Origin of the sequence: Sorangium aterium (assembly GCF_028368935.1) — a bacterium.
GTDB lineage: Bacteria > Myxococcota_A > Polyangia > Polyangiales > Polyangiaceae > Sorangium > Sorangium atrum.
In genome coordinates, this window is record NZ_JAQNDK010000004.1 from 1,469,265 (window position 1) to 1,496,198 (window position 26,934).

The 26,934-nt window shown below is 69.9% G+C and carries 18 protein-coding genes; 6 read left to right on the top strand and 12 right to left on the bottom strand.

The window, feature by feature from the left end; all coding sequences use genetic code 11:
* Positions 1-33: 33 nt before the first annotated feature.
* Positions 34-303 (bottom strand): tyrosine-type recombinase/integrase, encoded by a 270-nt coding sequence (locus POL72_RS37040; RefSeq protein WP_506377479.1) that lies wholly within the window; start codon positions 301-303, stop codon positions 34-36.
* A 100-nt stretch (positions 304-403) separates the two neighbouring features.
* On the bottom strand, positions 404-1,825 hold the full coding sequence (locus POL72_RS37045; RefSeq protein WP_272101535.1) for a cytochrome P450: 1,422 nt from the start codon (positions 1,823-1,825) through the stop codon (positions 404-406).
* Positions 1,826-2,550: 725 nt separating this feature from the next.
* Here POL72_RS37045 and POL72_RS37050 point away from each other — a divergent pair.
* Positions 2,551-4,047 (top strand): NHL repeat-containing protein, encoded by a 1,497-nt coding sequence (locus tag POL72_RS37050; protein ID WP_272101536.1) that lies wholly within the window; start codon positions 2,551-2,553, stop codon positions 4,045-4,047.
* 169 nt (positions 4,048-4,216) lie between these two features.
* The gene (locus POL72_RS37055; protein WP_272101538.1) at positions 4,217-5,734 is read left to right on the top strand and encodes a S28 family serine protease; all 1,518 of its coding nucleotides are present in this window, start codon (positions 4,217-4,219) and stop codon (positions 5,732-5,734) included.
* 85 nt (positions 5,735-5,819) lie between these two features.
* Here POL72_RS37055 and POL72_RS37060 read toward each other — a convergent pair whose 3' ends face one another.
* Genes POL72_RS37060 through POL72_RS37070 form a run of 3 tightly spaced genes read right to left on the bottom strand, consistent with a single transcriptional unit; the run spans position 5,820 to position 9,958 of the window.
* The gene (locus tag POL72_RS37060; protein ID WP_272101539.1) at positions 5,820-8,159 is read right to left on the bottom strand and encodes a hypothetical protein; all 2,340 of its coding nucleotides are present in this window, start codon (positions 8,157-8,159) and stop codon (positions 5,820-5,822) included.
* Positions 8,160-8,162: 3 nt separating this feature from the next.
* Complete coding sequence (locus POL72_RS37065; RefSeq protein ID WP_272101540.1) at positions 8,163-9,107, bottom strand: ABC transporter substrate-binding protein; 945 nt, start codon at positions 9,105-9,107, stop codon at positions 8,163-8,165.
* A gap of 35 nt (positions 9,108-9,142) precedes the next feature.
* Entirely contained in the window at positions 9,143-9,958 is an 816-nt protein-coding gene (locus tag POL72_RS37070; RefSeq protein WP_272101541.1) for an ABC transporter permease, read from the bottom strand.
* A 527-nt stretch (positions 9,959-10,485) separates the two neighbouring features.
* Between POL72_RS37070 and POL72_RS37075 the strand changes: the two genes are divergently transcribed.
* Both POL72_RS37075 and POL72_RS37080 read left to right on the top strand, forming a co-directional pair.
* Complete coding sequence (locus tag POL72_RS37075) at positions 10,486-11,646, top strand: sulfotransferase family protein (protein ID WP_272101542.1); 1,161 nt, start codon at positions 10,486-10,488, stop codon at positions 11,644-11,646.
* A complete protein-coding gene (locus POL72_RS37080; RefSeq protein WP_272101543.1) occupies positions 11,643-12,497 on the top strand; it encodes an ABC transporter ATP-binding protein in 855 nt (284 codons plus the stop codon). Before POL72_RS37075 ends, POL72_RS37080 begins: the two co-directional genes overlap by 4 nt.
* A gap of 51 nt (positions 12,498-12,548) precedes the next feature.
* On the opposite strand, the gene POL72_RS37085 is transcribed toward POL72_RS37080, so the two are convergent.
* Both POL72_RS37085 and POL72_RS37090 read right to left on the bottom strand, forming a co-directional pair.
* The gene (locus POL72_RS37085; protein WP_272101544.1) at positions 12,549-13,823 is read right to left on the bottom strand and encodes a glycosyltransferase; all 1,275 of its coding nucleotides are present in this window, start codon (positions 13,821-13,823) and stop codon (positions 12,549-12,551) included.
* Positions 13,824-13,837: 14 nt separating this feature from the next.
* On the bottom strand, positions 13,838-14,632 hold the full coding sequence (locus tag POL72_RS37090) for an OmpA family protein (protein WP_272101546.1): 795 nt from the start codon (positions 14,630-14,632) through the stop codon (positions 13,838-13,840).
* Between the two features lie 216 nt (positions 14,633-14,848).
* On the opposite strand from POL72_RS37090, the gene POL72_RS37095 reads away from it, so the two are divergent.
* A complete protein-coding gene (locus POL72_RS37095) occupies positions 14,849-16,261 on the top strand; it encodes an L-serine ammonia-lyase (RefSeq protein ID WP_272101547.1) in 1,413 nt (470 codons plus the stop codon).
* On the opposite strand, the gene POL72_RS37100 is transcribed toward POL72_RS37095, so the two are convergent.
* Positions 16,242-22,217 (bottom strand): AAA family ATPase, encoded by a 5,976-nt coding sequence (locus POL72_RS37100; protein WP_272101548.1) that lies wholly within the window; start codon positions 22,215-22,217, stop codon positions 16,242-16,244. The genes POL72_RS37095 and POL72_RS37100 overlap by 20 nt on opposite strands.
* Before the next feature lie 388 nt (positions 22,218-22,605).
* Between POL72_RS37100 and POL72_RS37105 the strand changes: the two genes are divergently transcribed.
* Positions 22,606-23,586 (top strand): response regulator, encoded by a 981-nt coding sequence (locus tag POL72_RS37105; RefSeq protein ID WP_272101549.1) that lies wholly within the window; start codon positions 22,606-22,608, stop codon positions 23,584-23,586.
* A 25-nt stretch (positions 23,587-23,611) separates the two neighbouring features.
* On the opposite strand, the gene POL72_RS37110 is transcribed toward POL72_RS37105, so the two are convergent.
* The 4 genes from POL72_RS37110 to POL72_RS37125 form a co-directional block, all read right to left on the bottom strand.
* A complete protein-coding gene (locus POL72_RS37110; protein WP_272101550.1) occupies positions 23,612-24,331 on the bottom strand; it encodes an acetolactate decarboxylase in 720 nt (239 codons plus the stop codon).
* Between the two features lie 31 nt (positions 24,332-24,362).
* Positions 24,363-24,761, bottom strand: coding sequence for a MarR family winged helix-turn-helix transcriptional regulator (locus POL72_RS37115; protein ID WP_272101551.1), 399 nt, complete (start codon positions 24,759-24,761; stop codon positions 24,363-24,365).
* A gap of 250 nt (positions 24,762-25,011) precedes the next feature.
* Entirely contained in the window at positions 25,012-26,220 is a 1,209-nt protein-coding gene (chrA, locus tag POL72_RS37120) for a chromate efflux transporter (protein WP_272101552.1), read from the bottom strand.
* Positions 26,217-26,702, bottom strand: a complete 486-nt coding sequence (locus POL72_RS37125; protein ID WP_272101553.1) for a DoxX family protein — start codon at positions 26,700-26,702, stop codon at positions 26,217-26,219. The genes chrA and POL72_RS37125 overlap by 4 nt, the downstream gene beginning before the upstream one ends.
* Positions 26,703-26,934: the final 232 nt, after the last annotated feature.

A 26,934-nucleotide genomic window follows, 5' to 3' on the forward strand; every position in this document is an offset into this window, starting at 1 on the left:
ATCGCGCCTGGATGACACGGCGCGGCCGCCTCATCAGGAGGTTGCGGGACACCTACCAGTCCGTTCACAACTTCGGACCGAAGGGGCCATCGAGGCGCTGCGGACCGTCAGGGCGCTGCGGTTCAGCACCAGGGTGTAGATCCTCGTCGTGCGCACGTCGCGGTAGCTGAGGAACTCCGGGATCGTGCGGATGTCGTGGCCGGCCTCCAGCAGGTGCGTGGCGAAGGAGTGACGCTGGCGCTCTGCTTCGCGCCCGTGACGTGGACGGACGCGGAACTCGACATCATCGCGCAGGACGGGCACCTCCTGTCATTCATGACACGGAGACGCTGGATCTCGTGGTACGGACGCTCCTGCCGCAGAGGCAGACAGGGCGGCCGCGCACCTCGGTCATCTCATCTACCTACCTACCAGCGCGCGGCTCCAGCCGGAGCCACAAGCCGCCGGACGTGCGCAGCGTGGTCGCGACGTGCAGCCGCGTCGTCCGCCCGGGCACCGCGCTGATCCGGTAGCGCTGGAGGAGCCGGGCGAGGATGAACTGCCCTTCCATGAGCGCGAACTCCTTGCCGATGCACTGTCGCTGTCCGATTCCGAACGGGATGAACGCGAGCGGGTGCCGGGCGCGCGTGCGCTCGGGCGTGAACCGGCCTGGGTCGAAGCGCATGGGGGCCTCCCAGTGGTCCGGGTGCCGGTGCAAGACATAACTCATGACGCCCACCAGGGTGCCAGCGGGGATGTGGAAGCCGTCGATCTCGTCGTCCTCGACCGCGGTGCGAGGTATCCAGTACGACGGCGGGTAGATCCGGAGCGCCTCCTGCACGACCGCGAGCGCGAGCGGCAGCCTGGGGACGTCCGCGAAGCTGGGCCGCCTGTCGCCGAGCGCCGCGTCGACCTCGGCCGCGAGCGCCTGCAGGACGTCGGGGTTCTCGACGAGGAAGTGGAGCGCCCACGCGAGTGCGACCGAGGTCGTCTCGTACCCCGCGAGGAACATCGACACCGCCTCGTCCCGCAGCTGCTGGTTGGACATCTGCTCGCCGGTCTCGGCGTCGACTGTGGCGAGGAGCATCGAGAGCAGATCTCCGCTCCGCCCCGGCTGCGCGCGGCGCTGCGCGATGAAGCGAAACACGTTCTCATCGATCGTCTTCACCGACCGCTCGAACCGGCGCCGCCCAGGGGCCGGCATCCAGCTCGGCAGCGCCCGGAGCGCGGCCCCGAAGATCATGTAGTCGATGGCGTACTGCATCGAGCCGCCGATGGCGTCCGCCTCCTCTTTGGTGATCCCCGAGCCGAACATGGTGTTGAGGATGACCTTCATCGTGATGTGCGGGAGCTCCCGCTCGGCGTTGACCGGGCGCCCCCCGGCGGCGGCCGCGCCGAAGCCGGCCATGCCGTCGTCGATCGCCTGCACCATGAGGTCGCACATCGCGGCGAGCCGGTCCCGGTGGAACTCGGGCTGGATCATCCGCCGCTGCCGCAGCCAGAGATCCCCCTCGCTCGTGGGCAGCCCATCGCCGATGAGCGCGCGGATGCTCTCCCATAGAGCGCCTCCCTTGCGGTAGTTGCGCGCGTTGTCGCGCAGGACGTGCTGCGCGTGCCTCGGGTGGTTCAGCGCGACGATCCGCGTGAACCCGAGATCGACGGTGTACAGATCGCCGAGCTCGGCTCTCGCCGAGACGAGGTAATCGAGCCGATCCTTGAGCAGGTGCGGGAGCACGCCGACGAGCGGAAAACCGCGCGCCGACGGCGGCGCGCTCGCGCGGGCGGCGGCGCCGGCGCTGCCCGTGGCGCGGGCGGGTGTGCCGGAGAGAAGATCTGGCTGCATCATGGCCTCGTCCAGGTAAGGGGCGGAATCCGAGCGAGGGGTGGTATCCGGGTCGCTCGGCGGCTGACGCGCCCGCTGCGTCGATCGGGCGAGAGTACATGAGCCCGGACCTCGGCGAGGAGGATTTTGGAGCGAGGCGCGCGGCGCGCCCTCCCCGCCCACGGTGTGGCCGCGCGAGGCACATGCGACGGCGTGAGGCGACAAGGGTCGATGTCCTGGGACATTGGATTCCTACGCTGTCACGTCAGCGCGCGCTGCGAGCGCCTCGCCCGGCCCAGCCGGAGAGCTGGACGGCGCGCCGGCCGCTCCGCGCGACCGCATCGACGAGGAGCATCGTCGTAGCGTCGGGATCGTGGGAAGTCATGCTGCCGGAGCCGAGGGGAGCGGTGGCTCGCCCGCCGCGGCGAGGTCTGGCGTTCGTTGCGCCCTGAACGCGGAGAAGCGTCGCTCCCGGCGCTCGAAAGCGGCGTCGGGATTGCCATTGTGCTGGAAAGGCCGAGCAACGAAAGCTCCGCCTGCGAGCGCGAGTTGGGTACACGCATCGAGCGCGGACGGGACGACGGTGTCATGGCTGCATTTCCTCCACGGAGACGTCCTCGATGAACGTCGAGCGGATCCACGGGTGACCGAACGGCTCCTCGATCCTCCCCGCACGGCGGCCTCCACCCGGGAGCGCGACGGCAGGGCGCCTTCGTTCGCCAGCCGTCCCCGATGCTATCGTGGGCCGCATGCGCCATGTCTTCTTCCTCGCTTGCCTCGCCGCCTCGCTGATGCCCGCCGCGTGCACCTCCCTCTCGATAGGCTCCAGCGACGGCGGACAGGCGGCCGGTGGATCGTCGGGGCGCGCTGGCGGGCAGGGCGGCGCCGGCGGGCAGGGCGGCGCCGGCGAGCACGGCGCCGCCGGCGGGCAGGGCGGCGCCGGCGGGCAAGGGGGTTGCCTGGGCGGAGACGGGGGCGATGGGACCTGGAGCCGTCTGTTGCTCGGCCAGGGAGAGTGGGAGTCCGGCGAGGGAGTCATGCCTGCCGCCGTCGTGCCCAACGCCGTCGCGGTGGACGCCGCCGGCAATACCGTCGTCGCCGGGGTTTTCTCCGGCGCCTTCCAGGTCTGCGGCGAGGTGGTCCCCGCCACCTCGGACTACGAGCTGAATTGCTTCGTCACCAAGCTCGACGCAGCCGGCGCGCATCTCTGGACCCTGCGCTTCGACGATCAGGTAGGCTTCTATGACTGCTCCGCGGTGGCCGTCGATGGCGAGGGAAACATCGTCCTGGCCGGCCCCAACCCCGGTCCGCAGCTGATCCGCCTCGATCCTGCGGGGACCGTGCAGTGGCAGAAGGTCTTCCCCGGGCACGCGACCGTCACGGCTTTGGCCCTCGATCCGGCGGGGGACCTGGTCATCGCCGGCGTGTTCCGGGAGGCCGTCGATCTCGGCGCCGGCCCGATGACCACGACCGGCCGCGATGACCCAGACGTCTTCGTGGCCAGGCTCGACCCGGCCGGCGTCGCGCTGTGGAGCCGCGACCTGGGCAGCTACGACGATCTGCGGGCCTCCGCGGTGGCCATCGACGATGCAGGCTCGATCCTTGTCGCGGGCAGCCTGATGGGCACGATCGAGGTCGGATCCATCGCGCTGACGAGCGCCGGGGACGCAGACGCTCTCCTCGTCCGCCTCGACGCGGCGGGCAACCCGGTCTGGGGCGCGCGCTACGGCGACGCCGGAGCGCAGAGCCTGACCGGCGTCGCCCTCGACGCGGCCGGCGATGTCGTGATCTCGGGCCTCTTCAAGGGGAGCATCGAGCTCGGCGGCGGTCCGCTCTCGCCGTCCAGCAGCCCGGGCGTGACCAGCAGCTTCGTCGCGAAGCTCGACCTCGCCGGCGCGCACCTGTGGAGCCGGGGCTATGTGGGTCCGTACGATTGGATGATGAGCAGCATGGCCGTGGACGCCAGCGGGAACGTGCTGCTCGCCGGCCAGGTCAAGAACCCGCGCGACTCGCCGTACGACTACTTTGGTGACGCGCTGATCGCGAAGTTCGACCCGGCGGGCGGGCTGCTATGGGAGCGGACGTACGGGAACAGGAGCCAGACGCAAGTGGCGGGGGGCGTCGCTGTCGACGCGACCGGGCATGTGGTCGTCGCCGGCTTCGTGGATGGCACGATCGACTTCGGCCACGGCCCGCTCTCCAATCCGACCAACCGCAGCGGCTTTGTCGTCAGGCTGGTGCCCTGAGGCCCAGGCGCGAGCGCGCGCACCTGCGCATGCCTCCTGGGCGCGCGTTGTCTCGGATGACTCACCCGCAACGTGGAAATCTTGCTGCGCCATGCCGTTCCGAACGCCGAGCGGGCACGCTGGCGCCCCGATGTCCGACTCGACGATGGAGAATAGAGGCGCTGCCTTCGTGGTATCGCTCGCATTGACGATCACCGCCGCTTGCGGAGACGGCGGCAACGGAGAGGCGAGCGCCTCGACGACATCTCCCGCAAGCACGAGCTCAGGGTCGAGCACGAGCGCCAGCGCCGGGACCGGGAACGAGACGAGCGGCGGAGGCGCACCGGACGGCGGCGGCGCGGGTGGCGTTGGCGGGTCGGCCGGCGATGGTGGCGCTGGCGGCGACGCGGCGGTGGACATCCTGGATCAGCTTCACGCGCTCGACGGCACCGAGGTCACGGAAGAGGTGTCCACGATCCCCGGCTATCGATCCTTCATCATCGAGCTCGAGCAGCCTGTCGATCATGATGACCCGAGCGGCGAGCGCTTCCGGCAGCGGCTCGCGCTGCACCACCGCGACGCGAGCGCGCCGCTCGTGCTCGCCACGACCGGCTATTCGCTGTGGCTCCCCTACGACTATCTCGATGAGCCTGCCGTGCTCCTGAACGCAAACCAGCTCTACGTCGAGCACCGGTACTTCCCGCCGTCGCGCCCGGAGCGGGCGGATTGGACCAAGATGACGATCGAGCAGGCGGCCGCCGATCACCACCGTGTCGTCGAAGCGTTCCGCACAATCTACACGGGGAAATGGATCTCCACCGGCGCGAGCAAGGGAGGGATGACCTCCGTTTATCATCGTCGTTTCTACCCCGATGACGTCGACGGCACGGTCGCCTACGTGGCTCCGCTCAGCTACGGCGTAGAAGATCCGCGTTACGTCGATTTCCTGAATCAGGTCGGCGATGCGGGCTGTCGCGAGCGCATCGCCGCGCTCCAGCGCGAAGTGCTGCTCCGGCGTCCCGCCATGCTCGAGCGCGCGGAGACGGAGGCGAACGCGCTGGGCGTGACCTACGACCTGTTCGGCCTGGAGGCGCAGCTCGAGGCCGCCGTGGTGTGGCTCCCATTCTCCTTCTGGGCGTACTCGTCCGAGGGCTCCTGCGGCGGAATCCCGGATGCGTCGGCGTCCGATAACGACATATGGTTGATCCTCGACACGCTCTCTCCGGTGAGCTCCGGCTCCGATGCGTCTTATCTCAGCCTGGAGCCGTACTACTGGCAAAGTTACACAGAGCTCGGCGCCCCCAGGGTCGACATCACTGATCTCGCTGACTTGCTCACGTTCGACTGGGGGGCGGTCGATCGCCTGCCGAGCGTCCCCGTCGAGCCGGAGTTCCTGCCTGCCGCGATGGAGGACGTCGCGCGCTGGGTTGCTACCGAAGGCAGCGAGCTCATGTTCATTTACGGCGAGAAAGACCCTTGGTCCGCCGGGGCCTTCGAGCTCGGGGCGGCGGTGGACTCGTTTCGCTATCACGCGCCCGGCGACAATCACGGCGCGCTCATCGGCAGCCTCGCGCCGGCCGACAGGGACGCCGCGATGGCGACGCTCGCCCGTTGGGCGGGTGTGCCCCTATCGCTCGTGACGGCGCAGCCCCTGCGCGCTGCCCGCCCGCGCCCTCCGCACGCCCTGCGCCGGCGATTCGCTCCCTGAGCCTGCCGCTCTGAACTCCTACTCGCACCGGAACAAGCCGCGGCTCACCTCACACCCTGTGAAAAGCGCCCTCGCGAGAGCGGAGCTAGCGAGCCCAGCGCACGAAGAGCGGGCTCGTCCAGACCTTGGCGTCACCGATCTCGCGCCCGAAGAGGTACACAGGATAGGCGGGCGCTTGCCCATCGAGCGCCGGTGGTGGAGCGCTCCAGGGCAGCGTCAGCTCGCCCGTGAGCTCCAGCGGCAGCACCGCGTCCGTCACGCGCTCGACCGCGACGAAGAGGCCCTCGCCGCCGAGATCGAAATGAATTCGACCCTTGTCGAGCAACGCGCCTCCATGCACTTCGAGCTGCGCCGCCTCTCCCCAGGGCTGGCCATCGAAGCCGCTCACGCGCACGTCGAGCGTGAGCTGGGCATCCCGCAGCGAGACCAGCCGGAGATCGAGCTCGTCCGCGTCGCCGTGGGTGGTGCTCCGCACCTCGAAGCGCCCGTCGGACAGCGCTCGCACGCTCTCCTCGGGGTGCTCGAAGCCGCGCGCCGTCCAGTCTTCGACGGCCGTGTCGCTCACTCGCAGCGACAGCGCGTAGGTGGCCCAACGATAGCGATCGCGCACGCGCGCGCCGCCCCAGCGCACGCGCAACCGGTTCGCGGCGTAGCCGAGCTCGCGGTGCAGGTCGCGCTCCCAGACCACGCCTCGGTGATCTTTGAGAGCGACGTACTCCCAGCCCGAGTGCCCGAGCACTCGGTAGCGCACGGGCAGCGGCCCCGCGTGCTCGAGCTCGTCGCCCTGCACGTGCGCTCCCGACCCCACGAGCGCGACGTTGCGCTCGCCGGTAGTTGCCCACGTTCGGCGCTGGCGCAGGGCCAGGCCGATGGCGGCGCGGTCGAGCGCCGGGCTGAGCACGCCGGTGAGGCCGCCGCGCACGCCGAAGATCGAGGCGCCCGGGGCGCCCCCGCCCGGTCGCCCGCGGTGCTCGTCGCCGGAGGCGCTGGCGCCGAGCCGGTAGCCGCGGGCGAGCGCTTCCGAGAACAGCCACTCGAAGTGCCCCCAGGACGACGCCAGCTCGCACAGCCGCTCGAGCTCCGGGTGATGGTAGTCGAGGCTCGCGCGGCGACCGCCCACGTGAGGGATCAAGAGAAAGCGCTCCGGCGCGTCCTGGTACGCCGCGTAGAGCGCGGTGAGCGGCCAGCGGCCGGGCTCCGGCGCTGCCCCGCGCATGTGCTCGTGCCACTCGAACGAGCGCAACGACCTGCCGGTCGCGTCATTCGGGAAACGCACCTCGTCGGAGAGGAAGACGACGTTGTGGTCTCCTCCCACGGCGCTGTTGCCGCACCACTCGGTGCCCGGGAAGCACACGAAGCGGCCGTCCGCGTGGAAGCGTGCGATGTCCGCCAGCGCCGAGCTCCAGTCGCGATCCGTGATCTGGAAGTCGTTCACCGTGTAGCCGAGCACGTCGAGCCCGGCGAGGTCACGCGCAAAGCTCAGGTTGGAGGCGGTGGAGTTGGTGCCGACGGTGTCGTGCGCGTGCACGTGCAGGTCGGCGAAGTACGGGCGCTCGCTGGGCAGCTCGCCAATCGAGAGCGGAACGGACGAGACCCATGTCTCCTCTCCGCTGTCGACGCGCACCTCGAGCCGGTGGTCGCCGGCCTCCGGAGGCCGGAGCTCGTGCCGCAGCGCGCGCGCGCCGGCCAGCCAAGTCACCGTCTCGCTCACCGTCTCGCTCACCGCCGCGCCGCCCCGGAGCGAGAAGCTCACCCGAGCATCCGCGAGGGCGCACGGGTTGCCCCAGGCGTCGTCGAGCCGCACCACCACCGGCACGCTCACGCCGGGCCGAGCCGCGCGCGGCGTGAGCACCCGCAGCGCGTGCGGGGGCCCGGCAGCGACGCGGAGCACGATGTCGCCGGGGACCGCCGCCAGCCGCGACGTGCCTGTCACGTCCACGTACGCGCGGAACCTGAATGCGTCCTCCACGAACGTCTGCACGCGCGTGCCGGCTCCGCCGTGCGAGCGATCCCCGAGGCGCACCTCGATGCGATCACCGGGGCGCGCGAAGCCGTCGACGAGGTCCACGATGACCGCCTTCTGGTACGGGCGCTCGTGCCCCTTCGTGTCGTACTTGACGGCGAGGCGCCGGAGCGTCGCCGGGCTCTCGCCGGGGAAGCTCGCCCTCGGAACGAAGCGCGCGCTCACGTAGTCGCGCGCTCGCGGCTCGTGCGTCTGCAGCTCGCCCCAGTCCGAGTAGAACTTGAACGTGATCTTCAGCCGGCCGCTGTCGGCGATGCCCGAAGCGCCGATCTCGTACACAAGGAGGATCTCTTCCACGGCCCCTGCGCGCACTTCGCCGTGCGAGGCGCTGAGCGAGCCGAGGAACGGCAATCCCGCGAGATACGCTTCGAGCCCCTCCGGGGCAATCACGGTGGTCGCCACGGCTCAGTACACGAACACGGCGCGGTTCTTCGTCAGCCCGAAGTCGACGAGCTCCTGCGCGCGCCGCTCGGCGAAGGCCCTGAGCTCGGGCGAGACAGCGACCGACAGCTGCTTGCCCGCGGCGTACAGCGGGTTCTCGGCCGAGATCTGCTGCACGAGCGAGGGCTCGAGGCGCAGATCCTCGGCGAACCACTCCGCCGTCTGCTGGGGGTTCGCCGCCACGAACTGCGCTGCTTCCTGGATCGCCGCCACCAGTCGCTCGCGCACGCCGAGATGCTCCGCGAGGAACTCGGTGCGTGCGATGGCCCAGAGGTGATGCGGCCAGCGCTGGATCACCCGCGCGCCCTTCTGGCTGAACTTGAGCAGCTGAGGCTGGCGCAGCAGCACCGCGTCCGCCTGCCTCTGCTCGAGCGTGGCGGGCTGCGCGTTCGGCGGCACGTTGACGAGCGTGACGTCTGCTGCCGGGTTCAGCCCGGCCTCCCGCAGCGCCGCGAGCAGATCGACCTGTGAGTCCGTGCCGAAGGCGACGGCGATTGTCTTTCCCTTCAGATCCGCGAGCGACCGCGCCGGGCTGTCGGCGGGCACGACCAGGCCGTGGCCGGACTCGCCCACGGCGGCGATCACCGTCACCGCGCCCGGTTGCTTGGACAGGTACGTGGCCGTGGGCACGAGCGACGTGAACGCGACGTCGAGGCTCCTGGAGACCAGGGCCTCGATCTGCGGCGGCCCGTACTGGAAGAAGGCGGCCTGCACCGCGATGCCGTGCCCTTTGCCGATGTCCGTCTTGCCCAGGACCTTCGCGATCTCGCCGTGCAGCGCGGTGGCATAACCGACGCGCACGGCCAGCGGCTGGGCGCTCGGGGCCCGGGGCCACGCGAGCGCCAGCGCGATGGCCGTCAGCGCCGTCAGCGCGGCGATCCAGCCGAACCTCCTCACTCCTCGACTCATGATGTTCTCTTCGTCTCGCTTCGTTCGAAGGACCTTCAGTCCGCCTTCTTCCAAGGGAACATCCGCGCTTCCAGGCTGCCGAGCACGAACGTCATCAACGCTCCAATGATGGCGATCATCGACATGCCGACGAACACGCGCGGCGTCTCGAGCTGGAGCCGGTTCAGCTCGATCATGTGCCCCAGCCCGGAGCGAGCGGCGACCAGCTCCGCGGTCACCACGGCCATCCACGACTGACCGAGGCCGATCTTGAGGCCTGTCCACACGTGGGGCAGCGACGACGGCAGGTACACGAAGCGCAGGAGCGACAGCCGGCGCGCTCCCAGGCAGCGCGCCGCGCGCAGGTGCTGCGAGTCGACCGCGCGAGCGCCGCCGAGGGCGTTGAGGAAGATCGGGAAGAAGGCCGCGACGGCGGTGACGAAATAGCTCGGATGATCGCCGAGGCCGAACCACAGGATGGCGATGGGGACCCAGGCGATGGGCGGGATGGGGCGCAGAAGGGAGAGCACCGGCAGGAGCAGCTGGCTCAGCGAGGGAAACGACACCACGAGCAAGGCTAGAGGCACCGCCGTGAACGCCGCCAGCGAAAAGCCGCTCAGCACCCGCTTCAAGCTGGCGGCGACGTCGACGAGCAGCGTGCCGTCCTGCACGACCTCGTGAAAGCCGCGCAGCATGGCCCAGGGCGAGGGCAGCAGGATCGCGTTGTCGAACCACAGCGACGCCGCGCCCCAGCCGCCGAACAGCAGGGCCACGCCGGCCAGCGCAAGACCCGAAGCGCGCGCCACGTCCCAGCGGAACGGGCGCCTAGGAACGGGCATGGCGAGCGGGCTGGGCTCGGCGTCGCTCGTCACGACACGACCCTCGGGCCATCGAGCGTCTTCGATCTCGCGTCCCGGATCAGCCTGACGACGATGGGAGTGCGGGGGCGCACATCCATGGCATGATCAGCCGGTGCACGCGCTGAGATGAGGACGAGGGACATCAAGTGGTTTTCGATCGTGAGACGAAGTCCGACAACGCAATCCCACACCACCGGCGCCGCTCACGCGCGCTCGGCCAGGCGCGAACGTTGGCCGCGCGAACACTGCATCGACTGGTGCTCGCACAGGATGTGCCAATGGCAAAAAATCGCATACGACCGGCGATTTTGCCGTCGCCGTGAGGAGACGCTGCTGCCAGAGCAGCAGCGGATCAGCAACGTTGCTGCTCTGGCAGCAGTACGGAGACCGAGAGACAGGCGGCGTGGGCCGAGCGCCGGTCACCGGATCATCCAAGGCCGGGTGAGGTCGCGCTGTCGCCGCGAGCCGGAGAACGACACCACACGAGACGATCCAGATAGACGGTTGCGCGCGTCCTCCGGTATGCTCTGAGCGTCCATATGGCTCGCTCCAACGCCCCGTTCTTCATCGTAGGTAACGAGCGCTCCGGCACAACGCTGCTCATGGCGATCCTGGGGCATCATCGCCGCCTCGCCGTGCCCGAGGTCGCCTGGTACTACCCGCGCTTCCGTCCCTACCTGCACACGTACGGCGATCTGAAGCAGGCGGAGAGCTTTCGCGCGCTCGTCTCCGAGATGATCTTCGGGTTGAAGACGCCGTTCTTCGGGCTGGACCTGAACCCGAGCACGATCGTGCAGGAGCTCATCGCTCGCACCCGGCGAAACACGTTCGGGGAAGCGTATCGTGTCATCCTGGAGCGCTACGCGGACGCGGTGCAGAAGCCGCGCTGGGGCGAGAAGACACCGCACAATTTGTTCTACGTGCGCGAGATCCTCGAGGACTTCCCCGAGGCGAAGTTCTTGAACCTCGTGCGAGACGGGCGCGATGTCGCGGTGGAACAGCTCCGCTCGGCGTTCGGCCCCCGCAACGTCTACGCCGCCGCGCTGATCTGGCGCCGCTCGCAAGCCATCGCCGAGCACTGGGCGCGCACGCTTCCGAAATCGCAGTGGCTGGACGTGCGCTACGAGGAGCTCACCCGTGAGCCCGAGCGCGTGCTCGAACGGGTGGCGGAGTTCTTGGGTGAGGACCACGAGCCCGAGGTCTTCGAGTTTCACCGGGGGGAGATCGCGCGCCGGCGCGCGCAGACGCGCGACCACCGGGCCCTCGGTGGTCCGGTGTCGACGCAGTATGTCGGCCTCTACCGGCAGTACTTGAGCCTGGAGGAGCAAGGCGTGTTCGCCGCGGTCGCCGGCGACGCGCTCGGGCGCGCAGGGTACGAGGTCGGGGTGAGCCCGCGGCCAGTCTCGGACGAGGAGGCGGCGCTCTTCCTGGAGCTCGACGCCCGCATCCGCGCCGCGACCCTCGACGCGCCCGAGGGCCATATCGTGTACGAGAGCTATAACGACTGGCTCGCGGATCAGCGCGAGGAGCGCCGCCGGCGCGGCCTGTGGACGCGCGATGCCGCGCCGCGCCCGTTCGGCGCGGAGGAACCCCTCTTCGACTGGGACGAGGAGTTCGTCGCAGGCCAGCGCGCGCCTCGAAAGTGGAAGGACTACTTCGCCGTGAAGCGTCGCTACAACGGCACAGGCATCGTGCTGTGACGCAGGCGGCGGTCGATGGGGCTCTGGCAGCCGCGGGCGAGCGCGCCACCCCGGTGAAGCGCGCGGGCGGCGCCATCGAGCTTGCCGAGATATCGGTGCAGTTCGGCAAGGCCGGGCGCGAGGTCACAGCGCTCCAGCGCGTGAGCCTCACGATCGCGCCGGGGCAGTTCGTGGCCGTGCTCGGGCCGTCCGGCTGCGGCAAATCCACGCTGCTGAACGTGATCGCCGGGTTCGAACGACCGCGGGCGGGCTCTGTGCGGGTCGACGGCGAGCTCGTGACCGAGCCCAGCCCTCGCCGCCCGGTGGTGTTCCAGCAGCACTCGCTGTTTCCGTGGATGACGGCGCTCGACAACGTCGCCTTTGGCCTCAAGATGGCTGGCGACGCGGCGGCGCGCGAGCGCGCGCGGCACTACCTGGCGCTCGTGGGCTTGTCGGATTTCGCCGAGCATTACCCGGAGCAGCTGTCGGGTGGCATGCAGCAGCGCGTGGGTATCGCGCGGGCGCTCGCCGTGGAGCCCGCCGTCTTGTTGATGGACGAGCCGTTCGGCGCGCTGGACGCGCAAACACGCGCGTTGATGCAGGAGCAGCTGCTCGGCCTCTGGGAGCGCTGGCGTCACACCGTCGTGTTCGTGACCCACGACATCGACGAAGCGATTTTCCTAGCCGATCGCGTGGTGGTGCTGGGGGTCAAGCCGAGCGGCCTCCGGCGGATCGTCGACGTCGACGTGCCGCGGCCGCGCAGCCCGCGCGCGCGGCTCGATCCGACCTACCAGGCGTTGTATCAAGATCTCTTCGGGCTGATCCGGGACGAGAGCTCGAAGACGTTCCATGGATCGAGGGCTGCGTCATGACGAGGACGGGCGGCGGATGGCCAGTGTCCTCGACGCTGGCCTTCTGCGTTGTCACGTCGTCGCGCGCGCCGCGAGGTGCCGCTCGATGTGGTCTATCGCCGTGGTCACGCCGTCCTCGCCGCGGATCCGGCGCCCGAGCTCCTCGGCGCGCTCTTTCATGCCGGCGTCGGTCGCGGCGGTCCGGATCGCGGCCGCGAGCGCGTCGGCGGTGAGGCGCGGCCGCGGGATGGCGCGCGGGCCGACGCGGAGCTCCTCGACGCGGCGCCCCCAGAAGAGCTGGTCCGCGAGGTGCGGGACGACCACCGCGGGCCGCCCGGCGCGCAGGCATGCGGCCACGGTGCCGGCGCCCCCGTGGATCACGGCCGCGGCGACCCGCGGATAGAGCCAGTCGTGCGGCGCGGCGTCGATCCGGAGGATGGTGTCGGGAAGCGCCATGTCGCCGAGCCCGGCCCAGCCGGAGAGCAGGACGGCGCGCTGGCCGCTCCGCGCGACCGCGTCGACGAGGAGCCTCGTCGTGGCGCCGGGATCGTGGGACGTCATGCTGCCGAAGCCGAGAGCGATCGGCGGCTCGCCCGCCGCGAGGAACCGCTCGAGCGCCTCGGGCGGCCGGTACTCTTCTCCCTCGTCGAGGAACCAGTAGCCCGTCGTGTGGTAGCTGGGCGGCCAGTCCGGCGGGTGCGGGACGACGTGGGCGCTGTAGCCGTGGACGACCAGCATGCGGCGCAGCGCGGCCATGTACGCCCGCCGATCCTGCGGCGGCAGGCCGAGCCTCTGCCGCACGCGGGCCGTCACGCCGCGGTACCAGCGCCACACCGTCGGCTCGATCAGGAGCTTGCCGAACAGGAGGTTGAGCAGGCTGTCGCGGCGCGGGACGGGGGCGGCGAGCGCGGTCGGCCCGTGGCGCGTCGCCAGGATGGAGGGCTGCAGCGGCATGCTGACCTGCACCGCGCCGGAGGCCTCGGCGATGGAGGCCGCGTACGTGTCCGAGGTGAAGCTGCTCAGGATGAGCTCGGCGCCCTCGCAGGCGCGCAGGGCGTCGTCGGCCATCTCCGCGCCGAAGCGGTCGATGATCCGCTGCAGGATCCCCGACTGGGCCATGGGGTTCGTGCCGCGCGAGACCCACTCTTTGCCGAGGTCGCTCTCCATGATGTCGACGGAGTCGACGCTCGCCGGGAGGGTGGCGAGCCCGTGCCCCTCGATCCAGGGCAGGAAGCTCTTGCCGGCGAGGACGCGGACAGCGTGGCCGCGGGCCGCGAGCGCCTTGCCGAGCGCGATCGCCGGCTGCACGTCACCGCGGCTGCCCAGGGCGAGGACGGTGGTCTTCATGGGGCCGCCTCGCCTCAGAGCGCCTTCCAGGACGCGTCGCCCGAAGGCAGGCGCGGCGGCTCGACGGACAGGATGTAGTCGACCCGGCGGTTGCGCGGCTCGTCCACCTGGTCTGCGGTCTTCACGAGCGGCGCCGACTCGCCGAGCCCCTCGAAGGCGATGGGGAGCTTCACGCCGCGGCCCTTGAACCAGGCGGCGATCGCGCGGGCGCGCTTCCGTGACAGGGCGAGGTTGTGCTCCGCGCTGCCGACCGTGTCCGTGTGGCCGACGATGAACAGCGTGATCTTGCCGAGCTCGCTGGTCTTCGCCACGACCTCCGAGATCTTCTGGAGGCTCGCCTCCAGCTTGGGCACCTCGGGGGCGCGGATGACGTCGGAGTTGGTCTCGAACTGCACCTCTTCGTGGGGGATGCTCACGTTCCAGGGGATGATCGCGATCCCCGCCCAGTACCCCTCGGTGTCGTAGCCGTACACCTCGATGCGCGCGACGGGCTCGTCGCTCGAGGGCGACCAGGTCACGGCGAGCGGCGAGCCGGCGGCGGCCCCGCCGAACGGCTTCTCCTCTTCGGCCAGGACCGCGCCCGACTGCCCGAGGACCTTGATGCGCACCTTGCCGGCGGCGCGCGACAGCTTCACCTCGATCTGGCGGCCCTTGAGGTCCACCTTGGACCTGTCGATCGTCACCTCGAGCGCGGGCGGCCTCGCCGGGGCGCTCTGCGCTGGCCGGGGCGCGGGCGAGGGGCCATCGGCGCGCGCGGCGGCGGGGGCGAGCAGGGAGGCGGCGAGGAGCACGGCCGAGGCATGGCGCATGGGGATCCCCATCTCTGGAGGGTGAGGGAAGTGGCGGGAAGACGTCCCCGAGCATACCAAAAGGCGCGCGTGGTGGAGCGGCGGGGTGACGCGCTGTGTGTTCGCGGCGCGAGCCGCCCTGCGCGCCGGCCTGCACCGGTGTAGGGTGTACCGTGGAGCGCCGAGCGCGCTCCGGCAAAGGCGCCGGAGATCCTGCTGAACGGGGTTCCACGTCACATGGCAGTCACCATTTTCGACCTCTTCAAGATCGGTATTGGGCCGAGCAGCTCGCACACGGTCGGGCCGATGCGCGCGGCGCGCATGTTCGCGGTGGATCTCGACGAGGCGGGCCTGCTCGCCCGCACCGCGGCGGTGTCGGTGGAGCTGTTCGGGTCGCTCGGCGCCACCGGCCGTGGCCATGGCAGCGACAAGGCCGTGATCCTCGGGCTCATGGGCGAGACGCCGGACGGGGTGGACGTCGAGCGGGCGGACGCGATCGTCGAGGGCGTGCGGCAGAGCGGCCGGCTGTCGCTGCTCTCGCGCCACGAGATCGGTTTCCAGGTGAAAGGACACCTGGCCTTCCTGCACCGGAGCTTGCCGTTCCATCCGAACGGCATGCGCTTCACGGCGCTGGACGAGGCGGGCGCGCCGCTGCGCGCGCGCGTGTATTACTCGGTGGGCGGCGGCTTCGTGGTGAACGAGGCGGCGGCGAAGGGGGAGAACCCGATCGAAGCGGACACGACGCCGCTCCCGTATCCGTTTCACAGCGCCGCGGATCTGCTCGCGGCGTGCGCGGCGAGCGGCCTGTCGGTAAGCCAGGTCATGCTGGAGAACGAGAAGGTCTTTCGCCCGGAGGCGGAGACCCGGGCGGGTCTCCTGCGGATCTGGGGGGTGATGCAGGAGTGCGTGCGGCGCGGCTTCCGGGCGGAGGGCGTGTTGCCCGGCGGCCTCAAGGTGGTGCGCCGCGCGCCGGCCCTGTACCGCAAGCTCATCGAGAGCCCCGAGGCGGGGCTCCGGGATCCGCTGACGGCGATGGACTGGGTGAGCCTCTACGCGCTCGCGGTGAGCGAGGAGAACGCCGCCGGGGGCCGTGTCGTGACGGCGCCGACGAACGGCGCGGCGGGGATCATCCCCGCGGTCCTGCACTATTACCGGCGCTTCGTGCCGACGTCGACGGACGAGGGGGTCATCCGGTTCCTGCTGACGGCGGGCGCGATAGGCATTCTCTACAAGGAGAACGCGTCGATCAGCGGCGCGGAGGTGGGGTGTCAGGGCGAGGTGGGCTCGGCATGCTCGATGGCCGCGGGCGCGCTCGCCGAGGGGCTGGGCGGCACGCCGGAGCAGGCGGAGAACGCGGCCGAGATCGCCATGGAGCACAACCTCGGATTGACGTGCGATCCGGTGGGCGGTCTCGTCCAGGTGCCGTGCATCGAGCGCAACGCGATGGCCGCGATCAAGGCGATCAGCGCGGCGCGCATGGCGCTGCACGGCGATGGGGCGCACTTCGTGAGCCTCGACAAGGTGATCAAGACGATGCGCGACACCGGGGCAGACATGGAGTCGAAGTACAAGGAGACGGCGCGCGGGGGGCTCGCCGTCAACGTGCTCGAGGTGCCGGTGGAGGTGGGGGTCAATTTGCCGGAGTGCTAGCGCTCCTCGTCGGCAGCGCCGTGCCTGCGGCATACCCATCGACGAACTCTTGCAGCGTTCGCATCTGGTACGTCCGCACGAGCCCCCTGAGCTGCTCGAGCCACGGGCCGAGCTGCGGGTCGGCTTCCTCCATCCGCGCCGCCTCCGCCACCACGTTCCGGACGCGCCCCGACGCCACAAGCCGCGACAGGAGCGCAAGCTCGTCGGCCGAAGGCGGCACCAGCGGGCCACTCTGCCGCGCCGCCGTGGCAGGGGCCTTCTCCTCCGCATGAATCCATTCCACGCCGAGGAAGCGGTGGATCTTGTCGAAGAGCGCGCCCGCTTGCACCGGCTTGTGCACGGCGTCGTTCCAACCGGCGCTGATGCCCTCCTCCCGTTCGGCTCCGGAGACGTTCGCCGACGAGATCAGGATGACGACCTCGCCGAGCTCGGGCATCTGCCGCAGGCGGCGCGTGGCTTCGCGGCCGTCCATGCCCGGCATGACCAGGTCCATCAAGATGAGCGCCGGCCTCCGCTCCAGGGCCAGCCGGAGCGCCGCCTCACCGTCCTCGGCCTCCACGACCTCGAAGCCGATCGGGGCCAGCAGATCGCTCATCAAGGCACGGTTGTGCGGGTTGTCGTCCACGACGAGGATCGTGCGGCGCTCTCCGCGATACCCGGTGATCGTATGCCATCCGAGGGCCCTGTCGGCGCTCGCGGAGGCAGGCCCCGCCGCGAGCGCGAGCGTCACCGTGAAGGCGCTCCCTCGGCCGAGCTCGCTCTCGACCTCGATCGTGCCGCCCATCTGGTCGACGATCTTCTTCGTGATGGCGAGGCCGAGCCCCGTGCCGGCGCTCTTCGCCTTGTGATCTCCGAGCTGCTCGAAGGGATCGAAGATGCGCGCGACGTGCTCCGCGGCGATCCCGGGGCCCGTGTCCTCGACCCGGAGCCGCAGCGTGCTTGCTTCATCGGGGCCGCGCTTCAGCTCGTCGATGACGAGGGCGATGCTCCCTCGCTCGGTGAACTTGATGGCGTTGCTCAGGAGGTTCAACAGCACCTGCGTCAGGCGCTTCTCGTCGCCGTAGAACGCGGACGCCGCCCCACCGCGTATCTCATGGGTGAAGGCGATGCCCTTCTGGTCCGCGCGCACGCGGCACAGATCCACCACCGTGCGCACCAGGGCCTGCAGATCGAACTTCTTCGAGACGAGGTCCATCTTGCCGGCCTCGATCTTCGCGAGGTCCAGCACGTCTTCCAGCAAGGAAAGGAGATGCTCGCCCGATTTCTTGATGACTTGCACCCCGTCACGGCTCTTCGGGGAGAGCTCGGGCGCGCGAGCGAGGACCTGGGCATAACCGAGGATGCCGTTGAGCGGCGTGCGCAGCTCGTGGCTCATGCTCGAGAGGAAATCGCTCTTCGCCCGGTTCGCCCGATCGGCCGCCTCCTTGGCGATCTGGAGCTCGGCCGTGCGCTCCTTGATCTTGGCCTCCAGGTCCCGGTACAGGACGGCATTCTCGACGGCAATGGCCGCCTGCGAGGCCAGCACCGACAGGAACTCCACGCGCGCAGGAGGGAACGCCGACGGCACGTCGCGGTGCTCGAGGTACAGCACGCCCACGAGATGGCCCCTGTGTGTCAAGGGCAGGGCCAGCAGCGAGAGCACCGCCCGCGACGCGAGGTAAGGGTCGATGGCGAAGCGCGCGTCGCTCGCTGCGTCGCCTGTCACCACCGGCTCACCCGCGCGGGCCGCGTACTGCACGATCGTCGCCGGAACGTCGTGGCTTTGCCCGAGCGGCTCCGACAGCCCCGTCTCGATGCGGGCCCCCTCCACCGACAGCCGCGCCACGACGGAGAGCGCCTCCCCTTCGCGGAGCACGAGGGCGCCGCGCTGCGCCCCCGCGTTCGCCAGCAGCAGCTCCATCAGCCGGCCCACGACGCGCTCCGGGTCGAGCTCGCTCGAGAGCGCCTGCGCCGCGCGCACCGCCGTGTTCGCGTCGAGGCTCGCGCCCGTGGAGGCGCCCGTTGTCGCCGTGGTCGCCGCCGCCGTCATCGCGCGCTCGACAGGCGCCCCCTGCATGGCCGCCTTGAGCAAGGCAGGGTATTTCGCGTTCAGATGGGCGACCACGTTGACCGCGCCCCAGCGCGCATAGGCGTCGCGAGCCTCGCGCAGGTACATCGCGCCGATGTGCCTCTTGCCCGTTTGCAGCCGGAACTCGGCGGCGAGCTGGATCGAGAGCGCCTCGATGTGGAGGAAGCGGTGCTCGCGCGCGAGCTCGATGGCCTCGTCGTACCTGGCGATGGCCTCCTCGGTCTCGCCGCGGACGCGGGCGTATTCGGCCTCGGCGAGGCGCAGCTTGTGGACGAAGTTCGGCGCGCAACCTTCCGCGAAGTACCGCAGCCGCTCGAGGCCGTGCTCGATGTGCTCCCGCAGCCGCGCCTGCTCCTCGGCGCCGGCGGCGTCCTGCCAGCACTTCGCCGCCGAGAGGGCGAGGAAGAACGGGATATCCGTGACCGGCGGCATGCCGAGGATGTCGGCGCGAGACTGGTCTGCCTCCCGCGCCCGCGACAGCGCTCGCTCCCACCTGCCGGTGACGCCGAACAGATAGACTTCCAGGGTGCGAGCGAGCCCTCCCGTGAACCCGTCCCCGTCGGCCAGGAGGGAGTGCGAGCCTCGCGACAGCGGCTCGTCCTTCAGGAGCTTCGGGGCGCCTTCGGCGGTCATCAGCACGTCACAATAGGACGCGATCGCCTCGAAGTGGTGCCTTCCCACCGCGTCGCCCGCGCGCTGCACGAGATCCCAGCGAGCCTTGACCTGCGCGTCGACCTGGACGAGCGGCAGGCCACGCCAGACGCGGTAATAGAACAGATCGGCGAGGAGGCCCCAGCTCGTGCCCTGGAACGAACCGAGCTTCAGGCCGGTCGCCATGCCTTGCTCATAGAGGGCAGCCGTCTCGTCGACAGGCCTGGAATAGACCATGTAGATGCCATGAAGCACCAGGCACTCGGGGAGCATCGGGGACCCGACGCGCACTGCAGCGCGCACCCCGGGCTCGACCCACCGCAAGACGCGGCGGTACATGCCCGTGGCCACCGACCAGACATTGGCGAAGCTGCAGAGCATGAGGGTGGCAGCCGGCGTGAGGGCCCCCCGTCGCACCGCCTCGGAGACCAGGCGAACGATGATGAGCGTGTAGAGCATCGGCCGGCCGCCGTAGATGGAGCAGAGCTGCGTCTGCGTCATCAGGGCGTCGATGAGCCGGTGCTCCGGCGACTGCTCGGGCGGCATTCGGTCGAACGCGCCGAGGTCCTGCTCCAGCCATCGATCCAGCGCGGCGGACTCCTCGAGGAGCGCCGGCTGGCACGCTTCGTCCGTCTCGGGGAAGGCGAAGCCCCGCTCCGCGAGCGCCGCGATACCAAGCCCGATCCCCCGCGCATACCGGCCCGTCGCCAGGCAGCAGCGGACGCGGATCTCCTGCGCCGACAGCCAGGCCGCCGCCCCGACGGGCCTCGCGAGCAAGTCGAGCGCACGCCGCTCGACGTCCTCGAAATCTCGCAACAGATACGCCGCCTCCAGCTGCTCCAGCGCTATCTCCACCGACAGCGCCAGCTGTTCCTTGGCGGCTCGCTCGCCGAGGAGCGCCTGCGCGTTCTCCAGCAGGGTGGCCATCAGCCGGTGGGAGCTCGCGGCCTTCGCGACGCGAGCGGCCTCCAGGTTCATCCGCGCGACGTCATTGAGCTCCTCCACGGACGTGAGCCGCGCCGAACCCTGGTTCATGTGCCGCGCGAGCTCGAGGAGCTGCTGAGGCGTGCCTCCTTCCGCGCGATACCGCGCCCAGAGCCGCCGGCCGATCTCGAGGTGCGCGAGGACGCGCTGCTCCGGCGAGATCCGCTCGTAGCTCGCCTGCTGCACGCGGTCGTGCAAGAACCGGTACGAAGCGTCCAGCGCTCCGTCGCCCACCCCCCCGAGCGCCTGCGCGGGGCGATACGCCCCGTCCACAGGCACGACCAGCTCCTCCTGCAGCGCCGGCCACAACGCTCCCGTCACCCGGGCGGGCTCCCACCCGCTCAATCGCTCCAGATCGTGGAGGTGGAACGTGTGCCCCGCGCACGCCGCGAGCCCCATGAGCTGCTGTGTCGCGTCCGGCATCTCTCGCACTTTGTCCGTCAGCAACGACACCACGTTGTCGGTGATCTGCGCTCGCTCCAGGTCCGCTTGATTCCAGCGCCATTCCCCGCTCTCCGCGTCCCTCGCCAGGAGCTTCTGCCGGTGCAGGGAGAAGAGCAGCTGCTCCAGGAAGAACGGGTTTCCGCGCGTCTTTTGCCACTGCACACGCGCGAGCGGCTCGACGCGCTTCGGCTCGCTCTCGAGCGTGCGCGAGAGCCACTTTTGCACCTGCTCTTCCGACAGGGGGCCCACCGTCAGCCTCGACACCTTGGCCTCGCTCGCCTCCACTGCCTCGACGAGCTTCCACAGCGGATGCTCGGGCGGCGTCTCGTTGTCACGGTAGGCCGCGATCACCAGCAGCGACCTTCGCTCCACGTCCGTCAGCAGCGTCTGCAGGATGATCAGCGTGGCGCTGTCCGTCCACTGCATGTCGTCCAGGAACATGACGAGCGGCGGGTTCGGCGTCGTGACGGTTCGAACGAAGTTCAACCACGTCAGCTTCTGCCGATTGAGCACCTGCTCGCCCTCCGCCGGCGGCACCGGCGGCAGCTTGCCCATGACGAGGTCGAGCTCCGGGACCACGTCTGCGATCAGCCGCGCGTTGTCCCCGACCTCGTTCCGGATCCGATCCCGCCAGGTCTCCAGGACCGCCTTCGGGCTCGAGATCCATTGGCGCATCAGGCCCCCGAATGCCTGCGCTATCGCGGCGAACGGCGTCGACCGCGCGAGCTGGTCGTGCTTGCCCGCGATCAGGAGGCCGCGCCCCGCCTTCGCGATGTCGTGGTAGACCGTGCGCACCAGGGCCGTCTTGCCGATGCCCGACGGTCCGCCGACGAGCAAGAGCTCCGCCGCGCCTCGCTCGGCGCGGGCGAACGATTCGCCCACCCGCTCGACGTCCCGCTCCCGCCCCACGAGCACCTGCGGCAACCGCAGCTTCCGTGAGAAGTCCTTCTTTCCAAGCGAGAAGGGCGCCGCCGTACCACGCTGGTGGAGCGCGCGGAGCGCCTCCTCCAGATCCTCGGCCGCGCCTCTGGCTGTCTGGTACCGCCGCTCGGGATCCTTCGCCAGGAGCTTCGATATGATCGCCGACACGCCGCTCGGCACCTCCGGCGCGATCGTGTCGAGCGGAGGCGGGCTCTTGGCCAGATGCGCGTGCACCAGCGAGAGCGGATCGCGGTCCGTGAAGGGCCGCCGCCCCGAGAGCACCTCGAAGAGCGTCACGCCCAGCGAATAGAGATCCGTGCGCGTATCCAGCGCGCGCGCCGTGCGCCCCGTCTGCTCTGGCGAGATGTACGCCAGGGTCCCTTCCAGCGCTTCGGGGATGCTCGCCTCGGTCGCTTCCTGCGACAGCAGCGAGGCGATGCCGAAGTCGAGCAGGGTGATCTGCTCGTACGTGTCATCCACCAGCAGGTTCTGCGGTTTGACGTCCTTGTGCATCACGCCGGCGGCATGCACGCCCTCGAGTACCTGGGCAAGGCGTTGCCCGAACCGCAGCCCGGCCACCACCGGCAAACGACCGTGCTTGGCGAGCACCTGATCGAGCGAGCTCGCTCCAGGGTTCTCGAGCACCAGCGCCGCGGTGCCGTTCCGCTGCTCGAACGCATGCACGCGCGCCACGCCTGGCACCGCCGCGAGCTGCTGAAGCACCTGATGCTCGTGGACCAGCCGCCCCATGACGCGCGGGTTGGGTACGTCGGCGAGCGGAAACTTGATCGCCACCTGCGCGCCCGAGGGGAGATGCACCGCGCGACAGACGCGCGTCTCGCTTCCCTCGTACGCGATATCCCCCAGCGCATACTCAGTCAGTTCCATGCCCGAGCCCCTCCCATCCATCTGTGCCCCGGCCCGATAGCCGAGTGTGCGCTAAACTAGCCTGGGCAGGGCAACACAAGTCAATGCAAATTTGAAAGACGCTTCGCGACTGCCACATTCGCGCACCCTGCGCACGTGCTGGAGCACACCCGCGTGCGCCGTTTCCAGATCGTGACCAGCGTTGCGCAAAGTCGTACACGTCGGCACACACACAGTTTGATGTGTCCTGGTGTTCTCGACGTGAAGGATGTTACAGATGCGTCGTGTGAGCGCTTCGCAGGGATCTTCGGAACCGCGCTCCCGGGGCGACGCTGCATGCTGACCCTTTACAGTCGTCACGCGCCTTGATAGCGTCCAGCTGCGTTTTTCAGGCGCCGGGGGGACGAACTTGACGCAATTCAATGGCTTCGTGGTCGCGGTCGACGACAATCCCGCCAACCTCGACACGCTCCTCGACGCATTGTCGAGCGAGCATCTGGACCTCGCCGTCGCCACGGATGGCAACATGGCGATCAGCTTGATCGAGCGCGAGCAGCCGGATCTCGTCCTCCTCGACGTCATGTTGCCAGATATCGACGGCTTCGGGGTGTGCAAGCGCCTGAAGGCCAACCCGCAGACCGCCGACACGCAGATCGTCTTCATGACCGCCTTGAACAACCGGGAGCACCGGCTGCAAGGGTTGAAGGCGGGCGCCGTCGACTACATAAGCAAGCCCTTCGATACCGAGGAGCTCCTTGCGCGGATACGCCCGCACATCGCCGTCCGGCGCATGACGCGGGCGCTGCAGGAGAAGAATGCGAGCCTGGAGTCGGAGGTTCGGCAGCGCGTCGCCGTCGAGGCCGCGCGCGAGGCGCTCCTCGTCGAGCTCATGACCCGCACCGACGAGCTGCGCGAGGCCAAGGAGGGGCTCGAGCGCGAGCTCGTCGAGAAGGGCCGCGCGAACGCGGAGAAAACCGCGCTGCACGAGCAGGTCATCGCAGTGCAGCGCAGCCGGCTGCTCGAGCTCTCCACGCCGCTCATTCCCATCACGGATCGCATCCTCGTCATGCCGCTCATCGGTACGATGGACAGCGACCGGGCTCAGCAGGCCATCCATGCGATGCTCCACGGCGCCAGCAGCCGAGGCGCGGAGTTCGTCATTCTGGATATCACGGGCCTCAAACGCGTGGACGAGAGCGTCGCCACCATGCTCCTCACAGCGGCCAGCGGCCTGCGGCTCCTGGGGACGCGCACGGTGATCACCGGGATAGGCTCGGAGGTGGCCCGGACGCTCGTGCACCTCGACGCACCCCTGCAGGGGGTCGTCACGAAGGGCACGCTCCAGGACGGGATCGCCGTCGCGATGCACGCCTCCCGTCATCGGGGATAGGGCGTCTGCTTTGCCGGAACGAGCCTCAGGGCGCCGGCAGGAGGATCCGCGCGCCGCGAGCGAGCGTCACGCCGTCCACGTGTCCCATCAGCGGTCGCTCCGGCAGGACGACGTGAAAGTGCGTGTTTGACCCCATGTGCGTGAAGACGCCGTGATGGTGCTTCGAGAAGAAGCCCACCAGCACCCCCTCGACGGCGGGGAGCGCTCCGCTCACCGACGCCCGGACGTGGTCGGCGTGGCCTCCGCCGGGGGTGAGCTTTTTCCCGTCGATGACGTGCCACCGGAGATCGCGGAAGCCGCCGCGCACCTGGACCGGGACGGCGCCCTCCGTATCGAGGCCGCGCTCCCGCAGCAATGCCTCGATGCGCGCGTCGATTTGCCCGTCAGGCACGTCGGCGTCGAGCGTCGCCTCCTGCCATCGCGCGACGTTCGCCACCACGAAGAGCGTCGCCTCCTCCTCCGCCCCGGCGGGGCGGACGTCGAGGGTCCCGTCGTCGCGCGCATAGGAGGTCCAGATCGCGTCGTCGACGACGGTCACCTCCCCGCGCAATCCGCTGAGCGCCCCGACCCCGAACGCGCGTGGGCCCGGCACCACATCGCCGATGCGCACGGCGGGCCCCGTCTGCCCCTCGTGCATGATCGCGCGCAGGGCGCCGAACGAGCGGACCTGCACCGCCGCCGGAGCGCCCGGCGCGGGTCCCGCAGCGGTCTCGCTGGAAGGCGTGCAGGAGGCGAGCGGGGACATCAGGAGAGCTCCGAGGAGCTTGAGAAGAACGTCATGGAGAGTCGCTCGCATCGCTCGCATGGGGTTGCTCCTCTGTCGCGCGCGTCACGCGCGAGAGCGCATGATTCAGGGCGTGCAGCGCGCGCACCACGGCGGCGCGCTCCTCGCAGGGGATGGCGTCCACGATCGCCTGGAACCGCAGCAGACTTTGCTCCTCGATTCGCCCTGCCATCCGGCGCCCGGTCGAGGTGAGCCGCAGGCGGCGGACCCGCCCGTCTTCCTCACTGACGTCCTGCTCCACCCGGCCATCGTCACGAAGGCGCTGTATCAGCCGGGTGACATTGCTCTTGTCGATGCCGAGCGCCCGCCGCAGGTCGCTCTGGGAGAGATGCTCGCCCGCCCGCTCGGCGTCCGCCAGGACCGTCAGGGCGTGGGCCTCGCGCGGCGCCACCCGGACACCGCACGGCGTGCGCTCCTCGTCCAGGAGACCGAAGCCGCGAACGAAGGCGCGGACCTCCGAGCGGAGCTCTCTCGTGGTCACCCCCCGAGGAGAACACAGATGGTTGCGGTACGCAACCAAATTTGGAGGCAGGGACGTTCCGCTCCGCGGCCACCCATGGGCGCCGAGCCGCCCTGGGCCGTGGGCGCATCGCGCGGCTCGTCGCTGGCGTTGCCGGTGGCGCGCGCGCCGGACGCCTACCTCACCCCGCGAGTCCTGCGCTGTGGATGGCCCAGCCCAGCGCGCCGCCGCCGACGACGAGCCAGGTCGAATTGACCTTGAAGCGAAAGAGCAAGAGCGCGCTCGCGGCCGCCAGCAGCACGGTGGCGAGATCGATGAGCGAAGCGCGACCGAGCTGCACCGTCACGACGAGCATGAGGGCGAGAGAAGCGACGTTCACCCCATCAAGGACCGCCCCCGCGACCGGCGATCGGCGCAGCCGCGGCACCAGGGGGCCGCTCACGGCGACGAAGAAGAACGCGGGCAAGAAGATGCCGATGGTCGCGACGAGCGCGCCCGCAGGGCCCGCCAGCACGTACCCCACGAACGTCGCGGTCGTGAACACAGGCCCCGGCGTGACTTGCCCGACCGCGATCGCGTCCAGGAGCTGCGCCTCGGTCATCCAGCCGAGCCGCTCCACGAGATCCGCACGCAGGAACGCCAGCAAGACATAGCCGCTGCCGAAGAGGACCGCGCCGGTCTTGAAGAACACCCAGAAGAGCCCTGGCAGCGTGACCGACCCTGCGACGGCAAACCCGGGCAGCCAGGGCGCCAGCGCGGCTGCTCTGTTGCCGGCGCCTGTATCTTCATCGCTCGGCGCCGGAGGGCGGACCGAAGGCTTCCCGAGGCGAGCGAGCACCGCGCTCGCAGCGCCCGCGCCAATCAGCACGGCGAGCTCGTTCGCGCCGAGCCACGCGAGGACGGCCGCCGCGACGCCGAGGAGCCTGAGCGACGTGGTGCGGGCAGCCTTCGGGGCGAGCGCGCCGATCGCCTGCACCACGACGGCGATCATCACGGGTTTGACGCCGTAGAGCAGCCAGTTTGCTGCCGGCAACGCCTCGAAGCGCACGTAGGCCCAGCCGAGGGCGCCCGTGATGAGCATCGCGGGCAGGATGAAGCAGATGCCGGCCACCGCGAGGCCCGGTGCTCGCGCTCGGTCGTAGCCGATGTGGATCGCCATCTCCGTCGAGTTGGGGCCGGGGATGAGGTTCGTCGCGCCGAGCAGGTCGAGGAAGCGCTCCTCCGAGAGCCACTTGCGCCGGCGCACGACCTCGTCCTGCATCATCGCGACGTGCGCGGCAGGCCCCCCGAACGCCGTCACGCCGAGGCGCAGGAACAGCCACGCGAGCTCGCGAAGATCGGCCCCCGTCCAGCGCCGGACCGACGTGGGAGAGGTGGCTGATTCATTCACGGCGCGCTCCGGCGCCGCGCCATGCGCGCGTCGACGGACAGGCGCCCCGCGCCGACGACGAGGAGAAAGAGCGCGCCCAGCAGCATCGCCCAGTCCGTCCTCGCCTCGTGGGCCATGCTCCAGAAGCCGTATTGCGGCATCTTGCGCACGTGGAAGCCGAGGATGTCTCGGCCGAGCAGGATCGGAAGCTTGGTCGAGACCAGCGCCACGACCATGTCGATGACGAGCAGAGCGGCGGCGAGCCGGGTCAGGAGCCCCGCGAGCACGAGCGCCCCGCAGACGATCTCGACCACCCCGACGAAAGGCCCCATGGCCTCCGGCCAGGGGATGCCGATCTTGGCGAACCTTCCGGCGCCGAGCTCCGCTGGATAGATGAACTTCTGGAGCCCTTCGGACAAGAAGACGGCCCCGACCGAGAGGCGGACAAGGAGCGTCGCCGCAGGCGCATCGGTATCGAGCATCTTGCGCAGGAGTTTCCTCATTTCGTTCCAGCCCTCGTCGAAGGAGTGTGGATGTGGATCTTCCAGAGGCTCACCCGGATCTCTCGATGCGCCGTCGAGATCATGGTTCGAAGCGCGTAGACGATCCCGGGAATCTCGTCAACCTGGACGCGCTGCCGTACGGACGCGGCCTGTGGCCTTCCGGCTCGGTCGTACAATCGAACCCGGCGCCTCCGCATCGGCCGGCTGGGAGCTCCTTGGTATCGTGATCCAT

What these genes read in the sequence shown, in the direction of transcription:
- POL72_RS37085 (WP_272101544.1), bottom strand. Translation starts at nt 13,823, where the DNA reads ATGAAGACCACCGTCCTCGCCCTGGGCAGCCGCGGTGACGTGCAGCCG.
- POL72_RS37045 (WP_272101535.1), bottom strand. Translation starts at nt 1,825, where the DNA reads ATGATGCAGCCAGATCTTCTCTCCGGCACACCCGCCCGCGCCACGGGC.
- POL72_RS37095 (WP_272101547.1), top strand. Translation starts at nt 14,849, where the DNA reads ATGGCAGTCACCATTTTCGACCTCTTCAAGATCGGTATTGGGCCGAGC.
- POL72_RS37100 (WP_272101548.1), bottom strand. Translation starts at nt 22,217, where the DNA reads ATGGAACTGACTGAGTATGCGCTGGGGGATATCGCGTACGAGGGAAGC.
- POL72_RS37110 (WP_272101550.1), bottom strand. Translation starts at nt 24,331, where the DNA reads ATGTCCCCGCTCGCCTCCTGCACGCCTTCCAGCGAGACCGCTGCGGGA.
- POL72_RS37065 (WP_272101540.1), bottom strand. Translation starts at nt 9,107, where the DNA reads ATGAGTCGAGGAGTGAGGAGGTTCGGCTGGATCGCCGCGCTGACGGCG.
- POL72_RS37050 (WP_272101536.1), top strand. Translation starts at nt 2,551, where the DNA reads ATGCGCCATGTCTTCTTCCTCGCTTGCCTCGCCGCCTCGCTGATGCCC.
- POL72_RS37090 (WP_272101546.1), bottom strand. Translation starts at nt 14,632, where the DNA reads ATGCGCCATGCCTCGGCCGTGCTCCTCGCCGCCTCCCTGCTCGCCCCC.
- POL72_RS37075 (WP_272101542.1), top strand. Translation starts at nt 10,486, where the DNA reads ATGGCTCGCTCCAACGCCCCGTTCTTCATCGTAGGTAACGAGCGCTCC.
- POL72_RS37125 (WP_272101553.1), bottom strand. Translation starts at nt 26,702, where the DNA reads ATGAGGAAACTCCTGCGCAAGATGCTCGATACCGATGCGCCTGCGGCG.